The organism is Amycolatopsis sp. N2S4-7, from assembly GCF_058119595.1.
In genome coordinates, this window is sequence record NZ_CP172299.1 from 6,462,582 (window position 1) to 6,481,209 (window position 18,628).

22 protein-coding genes are annotated in these 18,628 nt (G+C 72.2%); 19 read left to right on the forward strand and 3 right to left on the reverse strand.

The genetic code is table 11. The annotated features are described in order from the left end of the window. Positions 1–19 precede the first annotated feature (19 nt). Positions 20–1,195 (reverse strand): globin domain-containing protein, encoded by a 1,176-nt coding sequence (locus tag ACH54P_RS30460; RefSeq protein WP_489906761.1) that lies wholly within the window; start codon positions 1,193–1,195, stop codon positions 20–22. Between the two features lie 322 nt (positions 1,196–1,517). Between ACH54P_RS30460 and ACH54P_RS30465 the strand changes: the two genes are divergently transcribed. The 4 genes from ACH54P_RS30465 to ACH54P_RS30480 all read left to right on the forward strand — a co-directional run bounded on the left by ACH54P_RS30465 (position 1,518) and on the right by ACH54P_RS30480 (position 6,905). After that, positions 1,518–2,003: a MarR family winged helix-turn-helix transcriptional regulator gene (locus ACH54P_RS30465; RefSeq protein WP_489906762.1), complete on the forward strand. Its 486-nt coding sequence runs from the start codon at positions 1,518–1,520 to the stop codon at positions 2,001–2,003. Between the two features lie 89 nt (positions 2,004–2,092). After that, complete coding sequence (locus tag ACH54P_RS30470) at positions 2,093–3,280, forward strand: MFS transporter (protein ID WP_489906763.1); 1,188 nt, start codon at positions 2,093–2,095, stop codon at positions 3,278–3,280. 96 nt (positions 3,281–3,376) lie between these two features. Beyond that, the gene (gene clpB / locus ACH54P_RS30475; RefSeq protein WP_489906764.1) at positions 3,377–5,971 is read left to right on the forward strand and encodes an ATP-dependent chaperone ClpB; all 2,595 of its coding nucleotides are present in this window, start codon (positions 3,377–3,379) and stop codon (positions 5,969–5,971) included. Positions 5,972–6,149: 178 nt separating this feature from the next. Next, a complete protein-coding gene (locus ACH54P_RS30480; RefSeq protein ID WP_489906765.1) occupies positions 6,150–6,905 on the forward strand; it encodes a hypothetical protein in 756 nt (251 codons plus the stop codon). Here the strand turns inward: ACH54P_RS30480 and ACH54P_RS30485 are convergent. Beyond that, positions 6,902–7,654, reverse strand: coding sequence for a hypothetical protein (locus ACH54P_RS30485; RefSeq protein WP_489906766.1), 753 nt, complete (start codon positions 7,652–7,654; stop codon positions 6,902–6,904). The two genes, ACH54P_RS30480 and ACH54P_RS30485, sit on opposite strands and share 4 nt — an antisense overlap. A 69-nt stretch (positions 7,655–7,723) precedes the next feature. Here ACH54P_RS30485 and ACH54P_RS30490 point away from each other — a divergent pair, with 69 nt between their 5' ends. The 15 genes from ACH54P_RS30490 to ACH54P_RS30560 all read left to right on the forward strand — a co-directional run bounded on the left by ACH54P_RS30490 (position 7,724) and on the right by ACH54P_RS30560 (position 17,670). Continuing rightward, positions 7,724–8,491, forward strand: a complete 768-nt coding sequence (locus ACH54P_RS30490; RefSeq protein ID WP_489906767.1) for an SDR family NAD(P)-dependent oxidoreductase — start codon at positions 7,724–7,726, stop codon at positions 8,489–8,491. 75 nt (positions 8,492–8,566) lie between these two features. Then, positions 8,567–9,307 (forward strand): ABC transporter ATP-binding protein, encoded by a 741-nt coding sequence (locus tag ACH54P_RS30495; protein ID WP_489906768.1) that lies wholly within the window; start codon positions 8,567–8,569, stop codon positions 9,305–9,307. Next, a complete protein-coding gene (locus tag ACH54P_RS30500) occupies positions 9,307–11,766 on the forward strand; it encodes an ABC transporter permease (RefSeq protein WP_489906769.1) in 2,460 nt (819 codons plus the stop codon). The genes ACH54P_RS30495 and ACH54P_RS30500 overlap by 1 nt, the downstream gene beginning before the upstream one ends. A 27-nt stretch (positions 11,767–11,793) precedes the next feature. Beyond that, positions 11,794–12,357 carry an orotate phosphoribosyltransferase gene (gene pyrE / locus ACH54P_RS30505; protein ID WP_489906770.1) on the forward strand — a complete coding sequence of 188 codons (564 nt, stop codon included), beginning with the start codon at positions 11,794–11,796 and terminating at the stop codon, positions 12,355–12,357. Between the two features lie 80 nt (positions 12,358–12,437). Further along, positions 12,438–12,989: an RNA polymerase sigma factor gene (locus tag ACH54P_RS30510; protein ID WP_489906771.1), complete on the forward strand. Its 552-nt coding sequence runs from the start codon at positions 12,438–12,440 to the stop codon at positions 12,987–12,989. Beyond that, positions 12,980–13,537 (forward strand): Asp23/Gls24 family envelope stress response protein, encoded by a 558-nt coding sequence (locus ACH54P_RS30515; RefSeq protein WP_489906772.1) that lies wholly within the window; start codon positions 12,980–12,982, stop codon positions 13,535–13,537. Before ACH54P_RS30510 ends, ACH54P_RS30515 begins: the two co-directional genes overlap by 10 nt. Beyond that, on the forward strand, positions 13,534–13,896 hold the full coding sequence (locus ACH54P_RS30520) for an Asp23/Gls24 family envelope stress response protein (RefSeq protein WP_489906773.1): 363 nt from the start codon (positions 13,534–13,536) through the stop codon (positions 13,894–13,896). The genes ACH54P_RS30515 and ACH54P_RS30520 overlap by 4 nt, the downstream gene beginning before the upstream one ends. Then, a complete protein-coding gene (locus ACH54P_RS30525) occupies positions 13,893–14,189 on the forward strand; it encodes a hypothetical protein (protein ID WP_489906774.1) in 297 nt (98 codons plus the stop codon). The genes ACH54P_RS30520 and ACH54P_RS30525 overlap by 4 nt, the downstream gene beginning before the upstream one ends. Before the next feature lie 106 nt (positions 14,190–14,295). After that, entirely contained in the window at positions 14,296–14,736 is a 441-nt protein-coding gene (locus ACH54P_RS30530; RefSeq protein ID WP_489906775.1) for an Asp23/Gls24 family envelope stress response protein, read from the forward strand. 2 nt (positions 14,737–14,738) lie between these two features. Beyond that, a complete protein-coding gene (locus ACH54P_RS30535) occupies positions 14,739–14,921 on the forward strand; it encodes a hypothetical protein (RefSeq protein WP_395921474.1) in 183 nt (60 codons plus the stop codon). A gap of 14 nt (positions 14,922–14,935) precedes the next feature. After that, positions 14,936–15,223: an Asp23/Gls24 family envelope stress response protein gene (locus ACH54P_RS30540; protein WP_489906776.1), complete on the forward strand. Its 288-nt coding sequence runs from the start codon at positions 14,936–14,938 to the stop codon at positions 15,221–15,223. 26 nt (positions 15,224–15,249) lie between these two features. Next, positions 15,250–15,744, forward strand: coding sequence for a DUF6286 domain-containing protein (locus tag ACH54P_RS30545; RefSeq protein ID WP_489906777.1), 495 nt, complete (start codon positions 15,250–15,252; stop codon positions 15,742–15,744). Next, positions 15,741–16,298 carry an alkaline shock response membrane anchor protein AmaP gene (locus ACH54P_RS30550; protein ID WP_489906778.1) on the forward strand — a complete coding sequence of 186 codons (558 nt, stop codon included), beginning with the start codon at positions 15,741–15,743 and terminating at the stop codon, positions 16,296–16,298. The genes ACH54P_RS30545 and ACH54P_RS30550 overlap by 4 nt, the downstream gene beginning before the upstream one ends. A gap of 308 nt (positions 16,299–16,606) precedes the next feature. After that, a complete protein-coding gene (locus ACH54P_RS30555; protein ID WP_489906779.1) occupies positions 16,607–16,999 on the forward strand; it encodes a DUF2784 domain-containing protein in 393 nt (130 codons plus the stop codon). A gap of 14 nt (positions 17,000–17,013) precedes the next feature. Then, complete coding sequence (locus tag ACH54P_RS30560) at positions 17,014–17,670, forward strand: TrmH family RNA methyltransferase (protein ID WP_489906780.1); 657 nt, start codon at positions 17,014–17,016, stop codon at positions 17,668–17,670. Here ACH54P_RS30560 and ACH54P_RS30565 read toward each other — a convergent pair whose 3' ends face one another. Then, a complete protein-coding gene (locus ACH54P_RS30565) occupies positions 17,671–18,618 on the reverse strand; it encodes a cellulase family glycosylhydrolase (protein ID WP_489906781.1) in 948 nt (315 codons plus the stop codon). Positions 18,619–18,628 lie beyond the last annotated feature (10 nt).

Below are 18,628 nucleotides of genomic sequence, written 5' to 3' on the forward strand. Positions count from 1 at the left end.
TTCCGGCTTTTCGCCGGAACTAGTCGATCGTGAACGGGTCGTACTGGATCTGGTCCAGCGCGCTGCCCGCGACCAGCATCCGCGACACCGTCGCGCGGATCATCGCCGGTGAGCCGGACACGAGGATGTCGTGGCCGGGCCAGGAGCCGTACCGCGTGACGGCTTCGGCCAGCGTGCCCTGCTCGAACCCGGGGACGTCGCCGCCGCGCTCCACCACCGGCGTGATGGTCAGCCAGGGGTTGACGGACGCGAGCGCGCGCAGTTCCTCGAGGTCGTAGAGGTCTTCCCGCGAGGGGCCGCCGTAGAAGAGGCGCACCTTGGGGTTCTCGCCCCACAGCGCGAGGTGGTCGAGGATCGACCGCAGCGGCGCGACGCCGGTGCCGCCGGCGACCATCAGCACGCCGCGTGACGACTCCCGGTCGACCGTCATCCGGCCGAGTGGCGGACCGAGCCGCCAGACGTCGCCGGGCTGGGTGTGGCTGACGATGGCGCGGGAGACCCAGCCGCCGTCGATCGCGCGGACGTGGAACTCGATGCCGCCGTCTTCGCGCGGTGCGTTCGCCGGCGAAAGGTAGCGCCACAGCCGCGGCCGCTGCGGTACTTCGACGCTCACGTACTGGCCGGGGTGGTAGGGCACCGGCTGGTCGGGCACCAGCCGCACCAGGGCGAGGTCCCAGGTCAGCCGCCGGTGCTCGACCACGGTGGCCTGCCACGACGGCGGGTTCGTGTCGGCCGCGGCGGCGTCCTGCATGGCCCGCGCGGCGATCGTGAACGCCTCGGCCCACGCGCGCTCGACCTCGGGCGTCCACTCCGGGCCGAGGTGGTTCTTCAGCGACGCCAGCAGCGCGGTGCCGACGGCTTCGTAGTGCCGGGGCACCACGCCGAACTTGCGGTGGTCGCGGCCCAGCTGGCGCAGGAACGGCGCGAGGTCGTCGGGCCGGTCGACCATCTGCACGATGTGCACCAGCGCGCGCACCAGCCGGCCGCGCTGGATCTCCATGTTGATCGGGAAGAAGTCGCGCGTGGTCGGGGCGAGGGTGAAGAGCATCCCGTAGAAGAACTGCGAGATGTCCGCGATGTACGGCTCGGACTTGGCCCAGCTGTCCCGGATGAGCCGGACCATCGCGGTCACGGCGGCGGGAGCTTCGCGCGGGGCCGAGGACCTGGGGAGCGGGCTGACCGAGTCGGCTGTCATGGGCCGGCGTTCACGGTTCGGGGACGGTTGAGCGGCGGCACCCGATCACGCACCGCCGGCCAGGGTGCGGGGACGGCGTTTCCGCGCACAGCCGCCTCCTGGGTCCATCGCCACCGCATCCACCTTGTCACTCCGCGTCACTCGAACGTGCCGTTCGCACGGCCCGTCCGCAGGGTAGCCGCCGGGCGGCCTTTTGCCCGCATTGTTGCTCCGACCGGGTGTATTGCCCCCGGCCAGGGCGTGGGCGACCTCACCGGGCCGATGGTTGCCCCGAGCAAGCGTCCGGCAATAAACTTGTATTGCACAACTAAGGGAGGTTCCGATGGGCTTCGACGACACCGACGACGACGTCCGGGTCGAGCTCATGCGCGAGCTGAAGTCGGCTTCCCAGCTCCAGCACGCCTGGCTCATGCAGGCCTGGCAGAGCGACCCGGGGCTGCACCCGGCGGCCGCGATGCTGCTGTCGGACCTGGCGAAGAACGGCGAAGCCCGGCCCTCGGAGCTGGCGAAGCGCCGGTTCGTCGACCTGTCGGTCGTGAGCAGGCAGATCACCCAGCTCTCCGCCGCGGGCCTGGTCGACCGCCGTCCCGCCCCCGAGGACGGCCGGGCGTCCCTGGTGAGCGTGTCCGAAAAGGGCCGCACCGAGCTCGCCCGCTGGCGCGCCAACTACCTCGAGTTCATGGAGAAGGCGCTCGGCGGCTGGGACGACGAGCGCGTCACCGACCTCACCGGGCGGCTCGCCGAGATGAACGCCGACCTCCGCCGCGCCCTCGGCAGCGCCGCGTGCCTCGCTGACACGAACAAGTGAACGGGGCCCACCGCAAGTGGCTTCGTGCCCGGAGGATTGTCTCCTTTCGGGCCTGACTTCCCGGTGTTCAGCAGGGTTAACGTCGGCAGGTGACGCGTAGCCGGGTCGCACTGCTGTGCGCGCTGGGGATCGACAACTTCGGCTCAGGTCTGTTCCTCCCGTTGGCGCTGGTCTACGTGACCCAGGTGGTTGGCGTGCCGCTGGCCATGGCCGGCACCGCCGTCACCCTCGGTACCGTCGGCGGTCTCGTCGTGCCGCCGCTGGCCGGCCGGCTCGTCGACCGCATCGGGCCACGCGCCGTGGTGATCGGGGCCCAGCTGCTCCAGGCCGCCGGTGCGGGCGCCTACCTCCTCGCCGACAGCGCGGGCCTCGTGGTGGTCGCGGCGGTCCTGCTCGCCACCGGCCAGCAGTTGTTCTACAGCTCCCTGTTCGTGCTCATCGCCGACGTCGCGGGCGACGTCCCGAAGGATCGGCCGTTCGCCGAAGTGGGGATGGTGCGGGCCGGCTGCTTCGGCCTCGGCGGTCTCACGGCGGGCGCGCTGCTCACCTGGCTCGGCACCACCGGGTACCGCATCGCGCTCGTCGTGGACGCGGTGTCGTTCTTCGTGGCCGCGTCGATCCTCGCCTTCTTCGTCCACCTCGCGCGGCCGCACCGGCACGACGGCGAACGGACCGTCCGGGTGCTGCGCAACCGGCCCTACCTCGCGTTGATCCTCTTCAGCGGCCTCTTCGGCCTCTCGCTCGACTTCTTCCTCATCGGCACGCCGGTGTTCGTGCTCAACCGGCTGCACGGTCCGGCCTGGCTGCCGGGCGCGATCCTCGCCCTGCTGACCGTGCTGACCAGCATCGGCGGCACGCTCGCGCTGCGGCTCACCGCGCGGCTGACCCGGATCGCCGCGATGCGGGCCGGCTCGGCCCTGTTCGCCGCGTGGTGCCTGGTCAGCCTCGGCGTGCTGCTCGTCCCCGACGGCTGGGTGGTGGCCTACCTGCTGGCGTCCACGCTGGTGTTCGCCGCCGGTGACCTGGTCTTCGGCCCGCGGTCCGGGGCGCTGGCCGAGGCCGCGGCACCTCCGGTCGCCCGTGGGCGTTATCTCGCTGCGTACCAGTACGCGTTCACCGTGGCGCAGGTGATCGCGCCCGCCGTGGTCACGTTGTTCGCGGTGGCCGACTGGTTACCCTGGGTGCTGGTCGGGACGTGCGCCGGTCTCGCCGTGGCCGGGCTCGGCACGCTGGGCCCGCGGTTGCCGGCGAGCGCCGTCGCCCCCGGGCAGAGTTGAGCGGAACAGACTCAAGTTTTCGTGCGTTAAGGATAGTGTCAGGTCTCGGTCAGGCCTGTCACCTGGACTTTCGATGTACCGAGCATGAGGTGAGGGATGGACGCTTTCAACCCGACCACGAAGACCCAGCAGGCGATCTCGTCCGCGGCGCAGGCGGCCACGATGGCGGGCAACCCGCACGTCGCGGCGGCCCACCTGCTGGGCGCCCTGCTGGCGCAGGGTGAGGGGCTCACCGCGCCGCTGCTGACCGCGGTCGGGGCCGACCCGGGGGTGGTGCACAAGGAGCTGGAGCCGCTCATCGCGGCGCTGCCGTCCGCGACCGGCGCGACGGTGTCGAGCCCGCAGTTCGACACCTTCGCCGTCAAGTCGCTGACGCACGCCCAGAAGCTCGCCACCGAGCTGGGCGACGAGTACGTCTCGACCGAGCACCTGCTCGTCGGCCTCGCCACCGAAGGCGGCCAGGTCGCCGACCTGCTCAAGCGCCACGGCGCCACGCCGGACGCGCTGCGCGAGGCGTTCGCCAAGGTCCGCGGCTCCGCCCGGATCACCAGCGCCGACCCGGAGAGCACCTTCAAGGCGCTCGAGAAGTACGGCGTCGACCTCACCGAGCGCGCCCGCGCCGGCGAGCTCGACCCGGTCATCGGCCGGGACGCCGAGATCCGCCGCGTCGTGCAGGTGCTGTCGCGGCGCACGAAGAACAACCCGGTCCTGATCGGCGAGCCGGGCGTCGGCAAGACGGCCATCGTCGAGGGCCTGGCCCAGCGGATCGTCGCCGGGGACGTGCCGGAGTCGCTGCGCGGCAAGCGCGTCGTCGCCCTCGACCTCGGGTCGATGGTGGCCGGCGCGAAGTTCCGCGGCGAGTTCGAAGAGCGGCTGAAGGCCGTGCTCAAGGAGATCACCGACTCCGCGGGCGAGGTCATCACCTTCATCGACGAGCTGCACACCATCGTCGGCGCCGGCGCGACCGGCGAGGGCGCGATGGACGCGGGCAACATGATCAAGCCGATGCTCGCCCGCGGCGAGCTGCGGATGGTCGGCGCGACCACCCTCGACGAGTACCGCCAGCACATCGAGAAGGACGCCGCCCTGGAGCGGCGGTTCCAGCAGGTGCTCGTCGGCGAGCCGTCGCCGGAGGACACCATCGCGATCCTGCGCGGGCTGAAGGAGCGCTACGAGGTGCACCACGGTGTCCGGATCACGGACGCCGCCCTGGTCGCCGCCGCCACGCTGTCCGACCGCTACATCACCGCGCGCTTCCTGCCGGACAAGGCGATCGACCTGGTCGACGAGGCCGCTTCGAAGCTGCGCATGGAGATCGACTCGCGGCCGGTGGAGATCGACGAGGTCGAGCGCGCCGTGCGCCGCCTGGAGATCGAGGAGATGGCGCTCGCCAAGGAGAGCGACGCCGCCTCGAAGGAACGCCTGAACGCGCTGCGCGCCGAGCTGGCCGAGAAGCGCGAGACGCTGACCGCGCTCACCGCGCGCTGGCAGAACGAGAAGGGCTCCATCGAGCGCGTCCGCGAGCTCAAGGAGCAGCTCGAGCAGCTGCGCGGCGAGTCCGAGCGCGCCGAGCGCGACGGCGACCTCGGCAAGGCCGCCGAGCTGCGCTACGGCCGGATCCCCGCGCTGGAGAAGGAGTTCGAAGCGGCCACCGCGGCGAACGAGGCCAGCCAGCAGAACGTCATGCTCAAGGAAGAGGTCGGCGCGGACGACGTCGCGGACGTGGTCAGCGCGTGGACCGGCATCCCGGCGGGACGGCTGCTGGAAGGCGAGACCGGCAAGCTGCTCCGGATGGAGGAGGAGCTGACCCGGCGCGTCATCGGGCAGCAGGAGGCCGTGCAGGTCGTCGCGGACGCGGTGCGCCGCAGCCGGGCCGGCGTCGCCGACCCCGACCGCCCGACCGGCTCGTTCCTGTTCCTCGGCCCGACCGGCGTCGGCAAGACCGAGCTGGCCAAGGCGCTGGCCGAGTTCCTGTTCGACGACGAGCGCGCGATGCAGCGCATCGACATGAGCGAGTACGCCGAGAAGCACTCGGTGGCGCGCCTGGTCGGTGCCCCGCCGGGCTACGTCGGCTACGACCAGGGCGGGCAGCTGACCGAGGCCGTCCGGCGGCGGCCGTACTCGGTGGTGCTGCTGGACGAGGTCGAGAAGGCTCACCCGGACGTCTTCGACGTGCTGCTGCAGGTCCTCGACGACGGGCGGCTGACCGACGGCCAGGGCCGGACGGTGGACTTCCGGAACACCATCCTGATCCTGACCTCGAACCTCGGCTCGCAGGCCATCGCCGACCCTTCGCTCGACGAGCGGCAGCGGCGGGACGCGGTGCTGTCGGTGGTGCAGCGGCAGTTCAAGCCGGAGTTCCTCAACCGGCTCGACGACATCGTCGTGTTCCACTCGCTCGGCACCGAGCAGCTGACGTCCATTGTGGACATCCAGGTGGCCCGGCTCGCGAAGCGGCTGGCCCAGCGGCGGCTGCACCTCGACGTCACCGACGGTGCCCGTGAGTGGCTCGCGCTGAACGGCTTCGACCCGATCTACGGCGCCCGTCCGCTGCGGCGGCTGGTCCAGTCGGCGATCGGCGACAAGCTGGCGAAGGAGCTGCTGTCCGGCGAGGTCCGGGACGGCGACACCGTGCGCGTCGACATCCCGGACATGGAAGCGGGCGACGCGCTGACCGTCACCAAGGTCTGAGTCGTCAATCCGTGAAGGCCACCTCACGCGGGGTGGCCTTCACGGCGTCCGGCGGCCGTCCACAGTGGCTTCTCGTGCCGATTTGTCGACGTTTCCCGGCAAAAATGGTCCGAACGGGCTCGGCGACACGGGTACCGGCGATCATCTCTCCGGCGTAGCAGGCGATACCCTGGCCGTCGTGGGTATTCCGGCGTGGATCTGGTTCGTCATCGCGGCCGTCGCCCTGGTGGCGGGGCTGGGGCTGCTCGCCGCCGACCGGGCGAAGGAGGGCTCGCGCAACCGCGAGCGCATGCGCTGGGCGCAGTTGCGCGGCTGGCAGTTCGTCGAGGAGGACGAACGGCTGCCGCAGCAGTGGTCGAACGGCGCCATCGGCTACTTCGGCGCGGACGCCGCCGTCAACGTCGTCGCGGGCTCGACCTTCACCTCCGACGGCCGCCGCCCGGTGTTCATCTTCGACATCGAGTCGGAGGGGCAGATCCCCGCGGTGGTCGTCGCCGTGCGCTGCAACAAGAAGCACCGGATCCCCATCGAGATGTGGCTGTCCAGCGTGCCGTTCCAGCGCGCCGACATGCCGGAGATGCTCGGCCCGATCGGCTCGCGCTACGCCTTCGCGGACGACGCCGACGGCGCCCGCGTCGTGATCACCCAGGAGCTCGTCGACGCCGCGGACCAGCTCGGCGGCGACGTCGGCGTGGCGTGGCTGGAGAACGAGTGGGTGCTCGCCAGCGTCGTCCCGACCGCCGGGCCGTCGCGGCTCGAGCGGCTGCTCCGGGATCTGGGCGAGATCGCGGACATCGTCGACCCGTTCGACGAGGACTACGACGCGGGCCGCCACCAGGCGAGCGCGCCGATCCCGTCCTCCGCGCCGGGCACCCCGGCGGCCGGGACGCCGGTCCAGCAGCCGCCCGCGGACCCGCCGGCGCCGCAGGACTAGAGGCCGAGCACCGGCCGGTCGAGCGCGCTCGCCGTCACTGATCCGTGCGGGTCGAGCGTGCCGCGCACCGACGTCGTCGCGTCGCCCTGGACGTGGACGACGCGGTCGGCGCCGAGGTCGCCGCTGATCGAGCCCGCCGGTCCCGCCGGGCGGAGGGACTGGGTCGTCTTCACCAGGCCCGCGGCCGGGCCCAGCTGACCACCCAGTTCGTGGTGCTGACCCACGTCCAGGACGCCGGAGAGCTGGCCGCTCGCGTGGTGCTCGGACGTCGTGCCGACGGCGCCCAGGCGGCCGAGGTCGACGGCCTGCCCGGACGTCCGGCGGACCGAAAGCGCCCCTTCGAGGTCGCCGGTGAACGTGCCGCGCAGCCCGGTGTCGACCTGCTCGGCGTTCTCGCTGAGCACGTCGACGCCGTGGCCCAGCCAGACGCCGTGGTAGGCGCTCTCCGCCGCGCCCAGGCGTTCGCCGCTCGCCGCCGCGGCCTGCCTGAGGTCGGAGACGAGCCGGCCGTCGCCGCCGAGCGGCCGGGTGACGACGTCGTGGCGGGTCGCGGCGAGGGAACCGCCGGACCGGTCGAGCGTGCCGTCGCCGTGGTGGCCGACCGGGAGCTCGATCCGGTCGAGCGGCAGGGTGAGGTCGGACTGGGTCGCGAGCGCGGTCGCCGGAGCCGCGAAGAGGAGCGCGACGGGCGCCGCGCCGGCGGCGACCTTGGGCAGATAGCCGCTCTTGCGCCTGCTGTGCTTACCCATGCGGCGGACGATACTTCCCGGCCCGTTCGAACGCACGTCCGCCCTTGACCAGCGGGTATGTTCACCCACATGACCACCACCGCCGTGATCACCGGAGCCACCGCGGGCATCGGCGCGCAGTTCGCGCGCAGGCTCGCCGCCGAAAAGTACGACCTGGTGCTCGTCGCCCGCGACACCACGCGGCTGGAGGCGTACGCCGCCGAGCTGCGGGAACGCCACGGCGTCGCCGTCGAAGTGCTCCCCGCCGACCTGTCCGAAGTGGACGGACGAGCGGCGGTCGAGGAGCGGCTCGCCGCCGGGCCGGTCGACCTGCTGGTGAACAACGCCGGATTCGGGCTGAACGGCGACTTCTGGACGATCCCGCCGGACGCGCTGCAGCGCCAGCTCGACGTCAACGTCACCGCGGTCCTGCGGCTCACCCGGGCCGTGCTGCCCGGCATGATCGAGCGCGGGCACGGCGAAATCATCCAGGTCAGCAGCGTCGCGGGCTTCTTCAGCGGCCGCGGCTCGACGTACACGGCCAGCAAGAACTGGGTCACCTCGTTCACCGAAGGCATCGCCGCGTCCCTGCCGAAGGGCGTCCGGATGATGGCGCTCTGCCCCGGCTTCACCGCGACCGAGTTCCACGAGCGGGCCGGCATCGGCAAACCCGGCCCGAAAATCGCCTGGTTGGGTGTCGAACAGGTGGTTGACGAAGCGCTCGCGGACCTGCGCCGGGGCAAGGTGATCTCGGTGCCGAGCCTGCAGTACAAGGCCGTCGTCGCCATCGGCGGCCTACTGCCGCGCGCGGTGCTGCGGCGGATCAGCGGCGGCTTCGGCGGCAAGGGCCGCACCTGAGTAGGGCTGTCCCCACCTCCAAGACGCGCGTGCGCACCAGGGTGGATCGCGGGCCGGCTGCCTAGCGTTTTCCCCATGACGAATGAGGCGGTTCGGCTCGAGGCCGTGCGCAAGGAGTACGGCGGCGTGGTCGCACTGGACGGGGTCTCGATCTCGTTCCCGCGCGGCGGGTTCACGGCGGTGATGGGCCCGTCCGGCTCGGGCAAGAGCACGTTCCTGCACTGCGCGGCCGGGCTCGACCGGCCGACGTCGGGCCGTGTCGTGCTCGACGGCCAGGACCTCGACGGCAAGAACGAGACGTTCCTGACGAAGCTGCGGCGCGACCGCGTCGGGTTCGTGTTCCAGGCGTTCAACCTGCTCCCGGCGCTGACGGTCGAGCAGAACGTCGTGCTGCCGCTGCAGCTGGCCGGGAAGCGCCCGGACAAGCGGCTCGTCTCGCGGATCCTCGCGCACGTCGGGCTCGACGGGCGCCGCAAGCACCTGCCCGGGCAGCTGTCGGGCGGGCAGCAGCAGCGCGTCGCGATCGCGCGGGCCCTGGTCACCGACCCCGCCGTGCTGTTCGCCGACGAGCCGACCGGCGCGCTCGACACCCGCACCGCCGCCGAGGTGCTCGGTCTGCTGCGCGACTCCGTCCGGTCGTCGGGCCAGACGGTGATCATGGTGACGCACGACCCGGTCGCCGCGTCCTACGCCGACGACGTCGTGTTCCTGGCCGACGGCCGCATCGCCGGCCGGCTGGCCCGGCCGACCGCGGAAGCCGTCGCCGAGCGGATGACCCACCTGGGTGCCTGGGACCGGCTGGCGGTGCGGGCCTGATGTTCTCCCTGGCACTTCGCACCCTTCGCCTCCGCAAGGGCGGCTTCCTGGCGACGTTCGTCGCCGTGTTCTTCGGCGCGCTGATCGTCTCGGCGTGCGGTGGCCTGATGGAGACCGGCATCCGGTCCGAGACGCCGGTGCAGCGGCTGGCCGCGGCGCCGATCGTCGTCGGCGGGCAGCAGACGCTCGAGCTGCCGAAGGACGACCCGGCGACCCTCGACGCCGAGGACAAGCACAAGTTCGAGAACGCGACCCTGCCCGAGCGCGTCCGGCTCGACGCGGCGCTGGCCGACCGCCTGCGCGCGGTCCCGGGGGTCACGGGCGTGGTCGGCGAGATCAGCTTCCCGGCCCAGATCGGCGCCGCGAGCGCCTTCGGGCACGCGTGGGACTCGGCCGTGCTGACGCCGTACGCGCTCACCGGCGCCGAGCCGAAGCCGGGCGAGGTCGTCGTCGACGGCGCGTTGGCACGCTCCGCGGGTCTCGTGGTCGGCGGGACGCTGCCGGTCGCCGCGCACGGCAGCATCGGTTCGTTCCGCATCTCGGGCATCGCCGAAGCTCCGCAGGCGATGCGGGACTCCGCGCTGTTCTTCGCGCCTCCGGACGCTTCGCGGCTGTCGGGGCACCCGGGCCGCTTCGATACCATCGGCGTCTTCGGCGGCGACGTCGCCTCGGTGTCGGCGGCCGTCGGGGACGCCGGGGTCGTGACGACCGGTGCCGACCGGGGCGTCCTCGAGTTCCCCGAGGTGGGCAAGAGCGGCGAAGACCTGATCGTGCTGGCCGCGGTGTCCGGCGGCCTGTCGGCGATGGTCATGGTGTTCGTCGTCGCGGGCACGCTCACGCTGTCGACCCAGCAGCGCCAGCGCGAACTCGCGCTGCTGCGCGCGATCGGCACGACCCCGCGGCAGCTGCGGCGGATGGTGCTCGGCGAGGCGCTCGTCGTCGGGCTGCTCGCGGTCGCCGTCGCGGTCGTGCTCGGCCCGGTGCTCGGGAACTGGCTGTTCGACCAGCTCGCGGCCAACCACGTCGTGCCCGACGTCCTGCGGTTCGAGCAGGGCTGGCTGCCGGCGACGGTCGCCGCGGGCGCGTCACTGCTGGCCGTCGTCGCCGCTTCGTTCATGGCGGGACGGCGGGCTTCCCGCGTCCGCCCGACCGAGGCGCTCGCCGAGGCGGCCGTCGAGCGGCGCTGGCTGACGCCGATCCGGCTGATCACCGCGATCCTGTGCTTCGCGGGCGGGACCGCGCTGGCCATCGTCACGGTCGCCGTGATGACCGGCCCGGTCGCGGCCAGCACGGCCGGCCCGGCGGTGATGCTGTGGGCGTTCGGCCTCGCGGCGATCAGCCCGGGCGTCACCAAGGTGATGGCGATGCTGCTGCGCTGGCCGGTCCAGGCCGTCAGCGGCGTCACCGGGCGGGTCGCGCTGCTCAACACGCGCGTCGGCGCGGTGCGGACGGCCGGCGCGGTGACCCCGATCATGCTCGCGGTCGGCATCGCGACCGCCAACATCTACCTGCAGACCACCCAGGAAGCCGTCTCGAACCAGGCGTACACCGAGGACTTGCGCGCGGACGCGGTCGTCGGCGCGCCGAGCGGGCTCGACCCGTCGGTGCTGGGGCGGGTGCGCGCGACCCCGGGGGTGGCGAGCGCCTCGGAGTACGTCACGAGCACGGTGTTCATCGAGAAGCCGTTCGACTCCGGCCAGAACGACGACGGGTGGCCCGCGCTGGGCGTCAGCGAGCTGACCGGGAACGCCGTCGAGGTGCCGGACACGCTCGGCCGCCACGTCGGCGACACGCTGTCGCTGCGGCTCGGCGACGGCTCACCAGTGGACGTGCGGGTGGCCGCCGTCGTGAAGCAGCGCGCTGGGTTCGAGAAGCTCGTGCTGCCTGCCGGGCTGCTCGCGCCGCACACGACGGCCGGGCTCGCACCGCAGCTGCTGGTGCGCGCGGCCGACGGCGTCGACACGGCGACGCTGACTTCGCGGCTTCGCGAGGCGACAGCGGGGTTGCCGGTGTTCGTCGGTGATCGCGAGACGCTGATCGCGGCGCACGCGAAGGGCAACGAGGTCGGCGCGTGGGTCAACTACCTGCTCGTCGGGATGATCATCGCGTACACGGTGATTTCCGTGGTGAACACGCTGGTGATGGCCACCGCCAAGCGGCGCCGGGAGTTCGGGCTGCAGCGGCTGAGCGGGTTCACCCGCGGCCAGGTGCTGCGGATGGCCGGCGTCGAGGGCGGGCTGATCGCGGCCATCGCCGTACTGCTCGGCACGGCGACCGCGGCGGGCGCGATCGTGCCGTTCTGCCTGGTGGTGACCGGTTCGCTGCTGCCGTCGGGTCCGCTCGCCGTCTACCTGGTGGTGCTCGCGATCGCCGTGGTCCTCTCGCTGGTCGCGATCCTCGTCCCGGCCTGGGCCGCGACGCGCGGGCGTGCGGTCGACGCCACATCCATCGGTGAGTGAGACCGGCCGTGTGTAAGACTCTCGGCCGTGGCGAACCCCGGTTTGGATCAAGCGGCGAAACTCGAACTGGCCAGGCTGGTCACCGATCTTTCCGTGGTGCACGGAAAAGTGACCCTGGCGTCCGGCAAGGAAGCCGACTACTACATCGACCTCCGGCGGGCGACGTTGCACCACGCGGCCGCGCCGCTGATCGGCAAGCTGCTGCGCCAGCTGACGGCGGACTGGGACTACGTGGCGGCCGGCGGCCTGACGCTCGGCGCCGACCCGGTCGCGCTGGCGATGCTGCACTCCGCGGCTTCCGACGGCGTCGTGCTGGACGCGTTCGTGGTCCGGAAGTCGACCAAGGAACACGGCATGCAGCGCCGCATCGAGGGCATGGAGGTCCGCGGCCAGCGCGTCCTGGCGGTCGAGGACACCTCGACGACGGGCGGCAGCGTCCTCACGGCGGTGGCGGCCCTGCGTGAAGCGGGCGCGGAGGTCATCGGCGTGGTCACGGTGGTCGACCGCGACACCGGGGCGCGCGAGGCCATCGAGAAGGAAGGCCTGGAGTACCGCTACATCCTGGGCAAGGACGACCTCGGCCTCGACTGATTGGCCGCGGTGACCACCGTCACCCACAATCAGTGCGTGACGTTTCCCGCCCGCCGGTGTCCTCCTCCCGAGGAGGTGCCGTGACGACGACTACGCCGCTCGACGACGTGACGCTCGTCGGCCGCGCGCGGGACGGGGATGTCCGGGCGTACGAGCAGCTCGTGCTGCGCTACCAGGGGCCGATGTTCCGGCTCGCCGTCAAGATGCTCGCCCACCGCGGCGACGCCGAAGACGTCGTGCAGGAGGTGTTCCTCAACGCCTGGCGCAAGCTCGGGCAGCTCGGCGAGGACGCCGCCTTCGTCGGCTGGCTCTACCGGGCCACGACGAACCGCTGCCTCAACGCCATCCGCGCGCGGCGGCCCCAGGCCGACGTCGATCTGGACACCGCCGAGTCGCCGCGGGCCGATCTGCAGCCGGAGCGGGCCGTGCAGGTGAGCAGCCAGCTCGCCGCGTTGAACGCGGCGCTGGCGCAGCTGACTCCCGAGCAGAAGGCGTGCTGGCTGCTGCGCGAGGTGCACGGCCGGTCCTACGAGGAGATCGGCGAAATCGTCGGCGTGAACGCGACCGCCGTCCGCGGCCGGATCGCGCGCGCCAGGGCCCAGCTGGCGGAGGTGATGAAGCCATGGCGATGACGGACTACGAGCTCCCCTGCGAACGCGACGTCGAGCAGGTGTGGGAGCGGCTCGACGCGGTCGGCGCCGGGCTGGCCGACGAGCACGAACTGACCTGCCCGCACTGCCGCGCGGCGCGCGAGAGCCTGCTCGCGCTGCGTGAAGCCACCTCGGAACTGGTGGCCGAGGAGGACGCGCCGTCGCCGGACCTGTTCGGCCGGATCATGTCGGCCGTCCGGGCGGAGGTGCGGCGCGGCTCGATGGTGCGGCTACCGACCCCCGAACCGGGGTACGTCGAGATCAGCGAGCAGGCGGTCGCGGCGGTGCTGCGGTACGCGGCGGACACGGTCGACGGCGTCCGGGCGCGACGCTGCCGGGTGCACGCCGACGGCGAAGGCGTCGTCGAAGTCGAACTCACCCTCGCGGTGAGTTTGCGGAACGCGACGGGTGGTGAAGCGTTGGCGAAGGTGCGGGAGCGGGTGACCGCGGCGGCCGCGGCCCGGGTGGGCCTGACGCTGGTGAAGCTCGACCTGCTGGTGGACGACGTGTACGGGGAGCCAGGGGAATGAGCGTGGACTACGTCGTCGCCGACCCGGTGATCGCCAGTGTGGCGGCGCGGGCGGCGATCACGACGCCCGGCGTGGTGCGGCTCGAGCCGGGCCTGCGCGGCCTGGTGACGGCGTGGACGCGCGCGGCCCGCCAGCGCTGGAAGGGCCTCGACCCGGCCCCGGCGGACGGCGTCCGGGTCCGCGCGGCGGACGGCCGGGTGACGGTCGAGATCGACCTCGTCACGGCGGCGGCCGACCAGGCCGGAGCGGTGGGCCGCGCGGTCCAGCGCTCGGTGACCCGGTTCGTGGCCGAGCAGACCGGCCTGGTCGTCGACGAGGTCTCGGTGTCCGTCATCGACATCGAGCCGGCGCCCCGGTGACCGCCGGCGAAGCCGTCGAGAAGATCGTCGGCGCCCTCGAAGCGGTGGACGGCCTCCGCCCGGCGACCCCGGTCTCCCCGGAGACGTCGTGGTTGCCGGTGGACTGGGAAGGCATGGCGGTGGACCTGACCCCGGAGGTGGTCCAGGTCCGCCTGATCGCCACGCGCTTGCCGATCCCGCCATTGCTGGAGCGGGCGGCCGAAGCGGTGCGGCCGGCACTGGCGGGCACGGAGTGGGAGAACGCCCGCCTGCGCCTGGTGGTCACCGACCTCGACGGCGCCGCGTTCCCCTGATCCCGCGGGCGAGACCCACGTCACAGTGACGGCCTCCCGCCCTCCGTGTCCTACCTACGAACAAGGCAAAAAGCCTTGCACCGCAGGACATCCAGGGAGGAACCCCATGACCGCGACGGCTGAGAAGAACGTGGCCACCACGGCCGAAACCGCGCTTGTCACCAAGCAGGGCAGCACCACCATCGCCGACACCGTTGTGCAGAAGATCGCCGGTCTCGCCGCGCGGGAGGTCAGTGGCGTGTACGGGCTCGGTGGCGGGGCCACCCGTGCGCTGAGCGCCATCCGCGATCGCATCCCCGGGGCCTCCGCCAGTGTCGGCCAAGGTGTCTCCGTCGAGGTCGGTGAGAAGCAGGCCGCCGTTGATCTGCAGATCCTCGTCGAGTACGGCGTCGCCATCGCGGATCTCGCGCGGGCGGTGCGCCGCAACGTGATCACCGCCATCGAGCAGATGACCGGGCTGGAGGTCGTCGAGGTGAACATCAACGTCAACGACGTCCACATCCCCGGTGACGACGACGAAGCCGCGACCAGCGACCGGGTGCAGTGACCGTGAACGCCACCCTGATCGGCCTGCTCTACGGCCTGGCACTGGGTTTCGCCGCCGGCTTCGGCGGGTTCGGCGCCTTCGTCGCCGTGCTCGTGCTCGGCGGGATCGGCCTGCTGGCCGGCCGCTGGCTCGACGGCAAGCTCGACCTGTCCGCCCTCGTCGGCGCCGCGCGCGATCGGAGGTGACCGTGGAACGCGGAGTGACCACCGTGGCACCACGGGCGGTGCGGCGGATCGCCGCGCGCGCCGCCCGCGAGGTCGACGGCGTCGCCGGGGAGGTCACCGCCGAGGCCACTGTGGACGGTGATACGACCACTTTGGACATTCGGCTGCCGGTGGCCTACCCGGCGCCGATCGCGGCCACCGCCGAACGGGTCCGGGCGCACCTGCTCCACCGGACCGCGGAACTGACCGGACTGAGCGCGAACCGCGTGGACATCACCATCGCGCTGCCCCGGCCGGAGCACCCGCACCGGCGGGTCCGATGAGGCGGCCGAGGCGGAGCGTGCCCGCCGTGCTCACCGCCCTCGTCCTGCTCGCGGCCTGCGCGCTCGTCGTGACGGCGCTCGGGCAGCGCCTGCTCGGCGAGCGGCCGGTGCTGTCCTACGACGCGGTCGCCGCCCGCGTGCACGACACCTCGTGGAACGAACTGCCCGTGCTCGTCGGGGGCGGGGCAGCGGTTCTGGCGGGGCTCGTGCTGCTGGCGGCGGCCGTGCTCCGGGGCCGTCCGGTGGTGCTGGCGCTGGCGACCGAGCCGGGCTTCGACGCCGGTACCACGCGCCACGGCCTGCGGACGTCGCTGCGGGCCACGGCCGCGCACGTCGACGGCGTCGCGGCGGCCCGGCTCAAGCTCGGCCGCCGCACGGCGAAGGTCCGGGTCAGGACGAACCGCACGAACACGGACGGGCTCGCCGACGCGGTCCGGGCCGCCGTCGAACAGCGGCTCGACCGGGTCGGCCTGGCGCAGTCGCCGAAGGTCCGCGTCCGTGTCCGAGGAGGGACCCGATGAACCGCCCCGCCACGCTCAACCGCACCCTGCTCGCCCTCCTCGGCCTGGTTCTCCTCGCTGGGGGCGGCTTCGCGCTGGCGACGCACTTCGGCCGGCTCCACGTCGTCGACCCCGCGTCGCCGCTGGTCCCCGGCGACGCGCCGCCGCCGACGTGGGTGTTCTGGGGCGCGATCGCGGTCGCCGTCCTGCTCGGGCTGCTGTGCCTGCGCTGGCTGGCCGCGCAGGTGTTCCGGCGTCCGAAGGCCGTCGCCTGGCGGACCGACGACCCGGTGGGCGCCCTCACCCTGGACTCGGCGACCGCCGCCGGGCCGGTCGCGGCCGACGTCGAGGGCTACGAAGGCGTCCGGGCCGCGTCGGCCTGGCTGTCGGGGCCGCGGGAGGCGCCGGAGTTGTCGCTGGTCGTCACCACCGACCGGGACGCCGACGCCACCGCCGTCCGGCGGCGGATCACCGAGCACGCGCTGCCGCGGCTGCGGCAGGCGCTCGAGGTCGACGGCCTGCCGGTCCGCCTGGAATTTCGGCTGACGGCGAAATCCGGGGTCCGCGCCCGGTGAGCCGGGCGTACGGTCGAAGCATGGACGAGCCGTCGAAGCCCGGCGAGCCGCCGGAGCCCCACCGCCCGCGTGACCCGAACCGGACGAAACCGGACGGCGCCCCGGACCAGTACCCGCACGAGGAGCCGACGAAGTACCCGGCGAAGCGCCCACCGGAATTCCCACCGGGCGTGACGCCCCCGTCACCGCCAAGGTGAAGGAGTTGCTCCGCTGGGTTAAACATCACACAGCGGGGCACTCTTGAGGGCGGACGAAGCCGATCAGCGGAGTAAAGTCGCTGGTAGGGGGTTCGGTGAAGGGGGCGTGTGATGGCGAAGTTCCTGGCCGACGTGACTGTCGCGGTGCACATGGTGGCCCTGCTCCTCATCGGTTTCGGGGGCTTCATCGCGTGGCGCTGGCCGAAGCTGATCTTCATCCACATGTTCGCGGTGGCCTGGGGCATCCTGGTCAACGTGGCCCCGGTGCCGTGCCCGTTCACCGCGCTGGAGAACTACTTCCGCCACCAGCAGGGGCTCGGTGACCTGCCCGGCGGGTTCAACGCCTACTACCTGTACGGCACGGTGTTCCCGCAGTCCTGGTTGCCGGCGATCGGCATCGGCGCGATCGCGGTGGTCGTTTACTCCTACATCGGCGTGTACCACCGCTGGCGCCAGCGCGACCACGCCGAGGACGCCCACGTGCACCCCGTCCACCTCGGCTAGGCGACAATCGTCGGGTGAGCACCTCCCCCGACGCCGGACCCACCGAGTGGGTCAGCCGCGAAGAGGTCGGCGTCGGCCCGTGGCCGGGTGAGTGGCCGTCGGACGAGCGGTACGACCCGGAGCTGCTGCGGGACGGCGACCGCCGCAACGTCGTCGACGCCTACCGCTACTGGCGCCGCGAGGCGATCGTGTCCGATGTGGACGCCCGTCGCCACCCGTTCCACGTCGCGATCGAGAACTTCCAGCACGACCACAACATCGGCACGGTGGTCCGCACGGCCAACGCGTTCGCCGCGGCCGAGGTGCACATCGTCGGCCGCCGCCGCTGGAACCGGCGCGGCGCCATGGTGACCGACCGCTACCAGCACCTCCGCCACCACGACGACGTCTCCGGCCTGGTGGAGTTCGCCGCCGAGCGAGGCCTGGCCGTCGTCGCGGTGGACAACACGCCGGGATCCCAGCCGGTGGAGACGGCCGAGATCCCGCGTGCGTGCGTCCTGCTGTTCGGTCAGGAAGGCCCGGGACTCTCCCCGCAGGCGCAGGACGCGGCGTCACTGGTGGTGTCGATCGCCCAGTTCGGCACGACCCGCTCGATCAACGCGGGCGTCGCGGCCGGGATCGTCATGCACGCCTGGATCCGGCAGCACGCCGACCTGACCACAGCCTGGTAGTCACAGACCCCAGCCCCACCGCAGCTGCGCCACACCCGACGCGTTGTTGACCGCCAGGCCGCTGCCGCTCTGCCGCGTGATCGAGTACGTGTCACCCGAACGCAGGCCGGGCCAGTAGACGACACCCATCTGCCGGGACCGCGCCAGGTCGGTGGTCGCGGCGAAGTAGGCGGTGAAGTTGTTGCCGTCCTGGTGGCCGGCGGAGTAGTCCAGCCCGGTCGTCATCGGGGCGCCCGCCTCGTCGATGATCGTGCGGGCGGAGTAGGAACCGAGCCGGTTGCTGAGGTTCGCCGTCCACGCCGAGCGGGTGGTGTCCGACGCCCAGAAGCCGTAGAAGTGCAGCGACAGCAGCGTTCCGGTCAACGCGCTCGCCGCACCGACGCCGGTGACGTTGTCGTTGTAGCCGGTGCCGCTGATCAGGACGCGGCCGCGGGGGATGCCCGAGTGGCGCGACAGCCAGGTCGAGCACAGCGACACCCAGGCGTTCAGGCTGTAGCCGAACGGCTCGTTCATCGGTTCGAAGTAGACGTTGCCGTTGCCGCCGTAGTCGCCGGTGACCTTGTCCCACATGGTGTTCCACGCGGTGACGTCGTCGACGAAGCCGTCCTTGTTCGCTTCCCAGTACCCGAAGATGACCTTCATGCCGTGGGCCAGTGCCGAGTCGGCGGCGCCCTTGTACCGCGCCCACCAGTCGGAGTTGACGCTCTGCGGGTTGATCGGCAGCCGCAGCGTGTTGGCGCCCAGCTGCTGCTGGAAGCCGGTGATGATGCCGTCCGCCTTGGTGCGGACGGTGCTGTAGCTGTCCCCGGCGGTCAGGCCGGTCGGGATGACCCACCCGTCCACGTAGTTGTCGCGGCTGTCCGCCCAGTTGACGCCGCGGAAGGCGTTGGTGACGGCCGAGGCGTCGTGGGGAATCGCGAGCAGAGGTGCGCTGAGTACCGCAATCATCGCGGTGCGT

Bases quoted from the DNA above. Each gene is read 5' to 3' on its own strand.
- ACH54P_RS30460 (WP_489906761.1), bottom strand. From the start codon at position 1,195: ATGACAGCCGACTCGGTCAGCCCGCTCCCCAGGTCCTCGGCCCCGCGC.
- ACH54P_RS30465 (WP_489906762.1), top strand. From the start codon at position 1,518: ATGGGCTTCGACGACACCGACGACGACGTCCGGGTCGAGCTCATGCGC.
- clpB (WP_489906764.1), top strand. From the start codon at position 3,377: ATGGACGCTTTCAACCCGACCACGAAGACCCAGCAGGCGATCTCGTCC.
- ACH54P_RS30485 (WP_489906766.1), bottom strand. From the start codon at position 7,654: ATGGGTAAGCACAGCAGGCGCAAGAGCGGCTATCTGCCCAAGGTCGCC.
- ACH54P_RS30490 (WP_489906767.1), top strand. From the start codon at position 7,724: ATGACCACCACCGCCGTGATCACCGGAGCCACCGCGGGCATCGGCGCG.
- ACH54P_RS30495 (WP_489906768.1), top strand. From the start codon at position 8,567: ATGACGAATGAGGCGGTTCGGCTCGAGGCCGTGCGCAAGGAGTACGGC.
- ACH54P_RS30500 (WP_489906769.1), top strand. From the start codon at position 9,307: ATGTTCTCCCTGGCACTTCGCACCCTTCGCCTCCGCAAGGGCGGCTTC.
- ACH54P_RS30515 (WP_489906772.1), top strand. From the start codon at position 12,980: ATGGCGATGACGGACTACGAGCTCCCCTGCGAACGCGACGTCGAGCAG.
- ACH54P_RS30520 (WP_489906773.1), top strand. From the start codon at position 13,534: ATGAGCGTGGACTACGTCGTCGCCGACCCGGTGATCGCCAGTGTGGCG.
- ACH54P_RS30530 (WP_489906775.1), top strand. From the start codon at position 14,296: ATGACCGCGACGGCTGAGAAGAACGTGGCCACCACGGCCGAAACCGCG.
- ACH54P_RS30550 (WP_489906778.1), top strand. From the start codon at position 15,741: ATGAACCGCCCCGCCACGCTCAACCGCACCCTGCTCGCCCTCCTCGGC.
- ACH54P_RS30555 (WP_489906779.1), top strand. From the start codon at position 16,607: ATGGCGAAGTTCCTGGCCGACGTGACTGTCGCGGTGCACATGGTGGCC.
- ACH54P_RS30565 (WP_489906781.1), bottom strand. From the start codon at position 18,618: ATGATTGCGGTACTCAGCGCACCTCTGCTCGCGATTCCCCACGACGCC.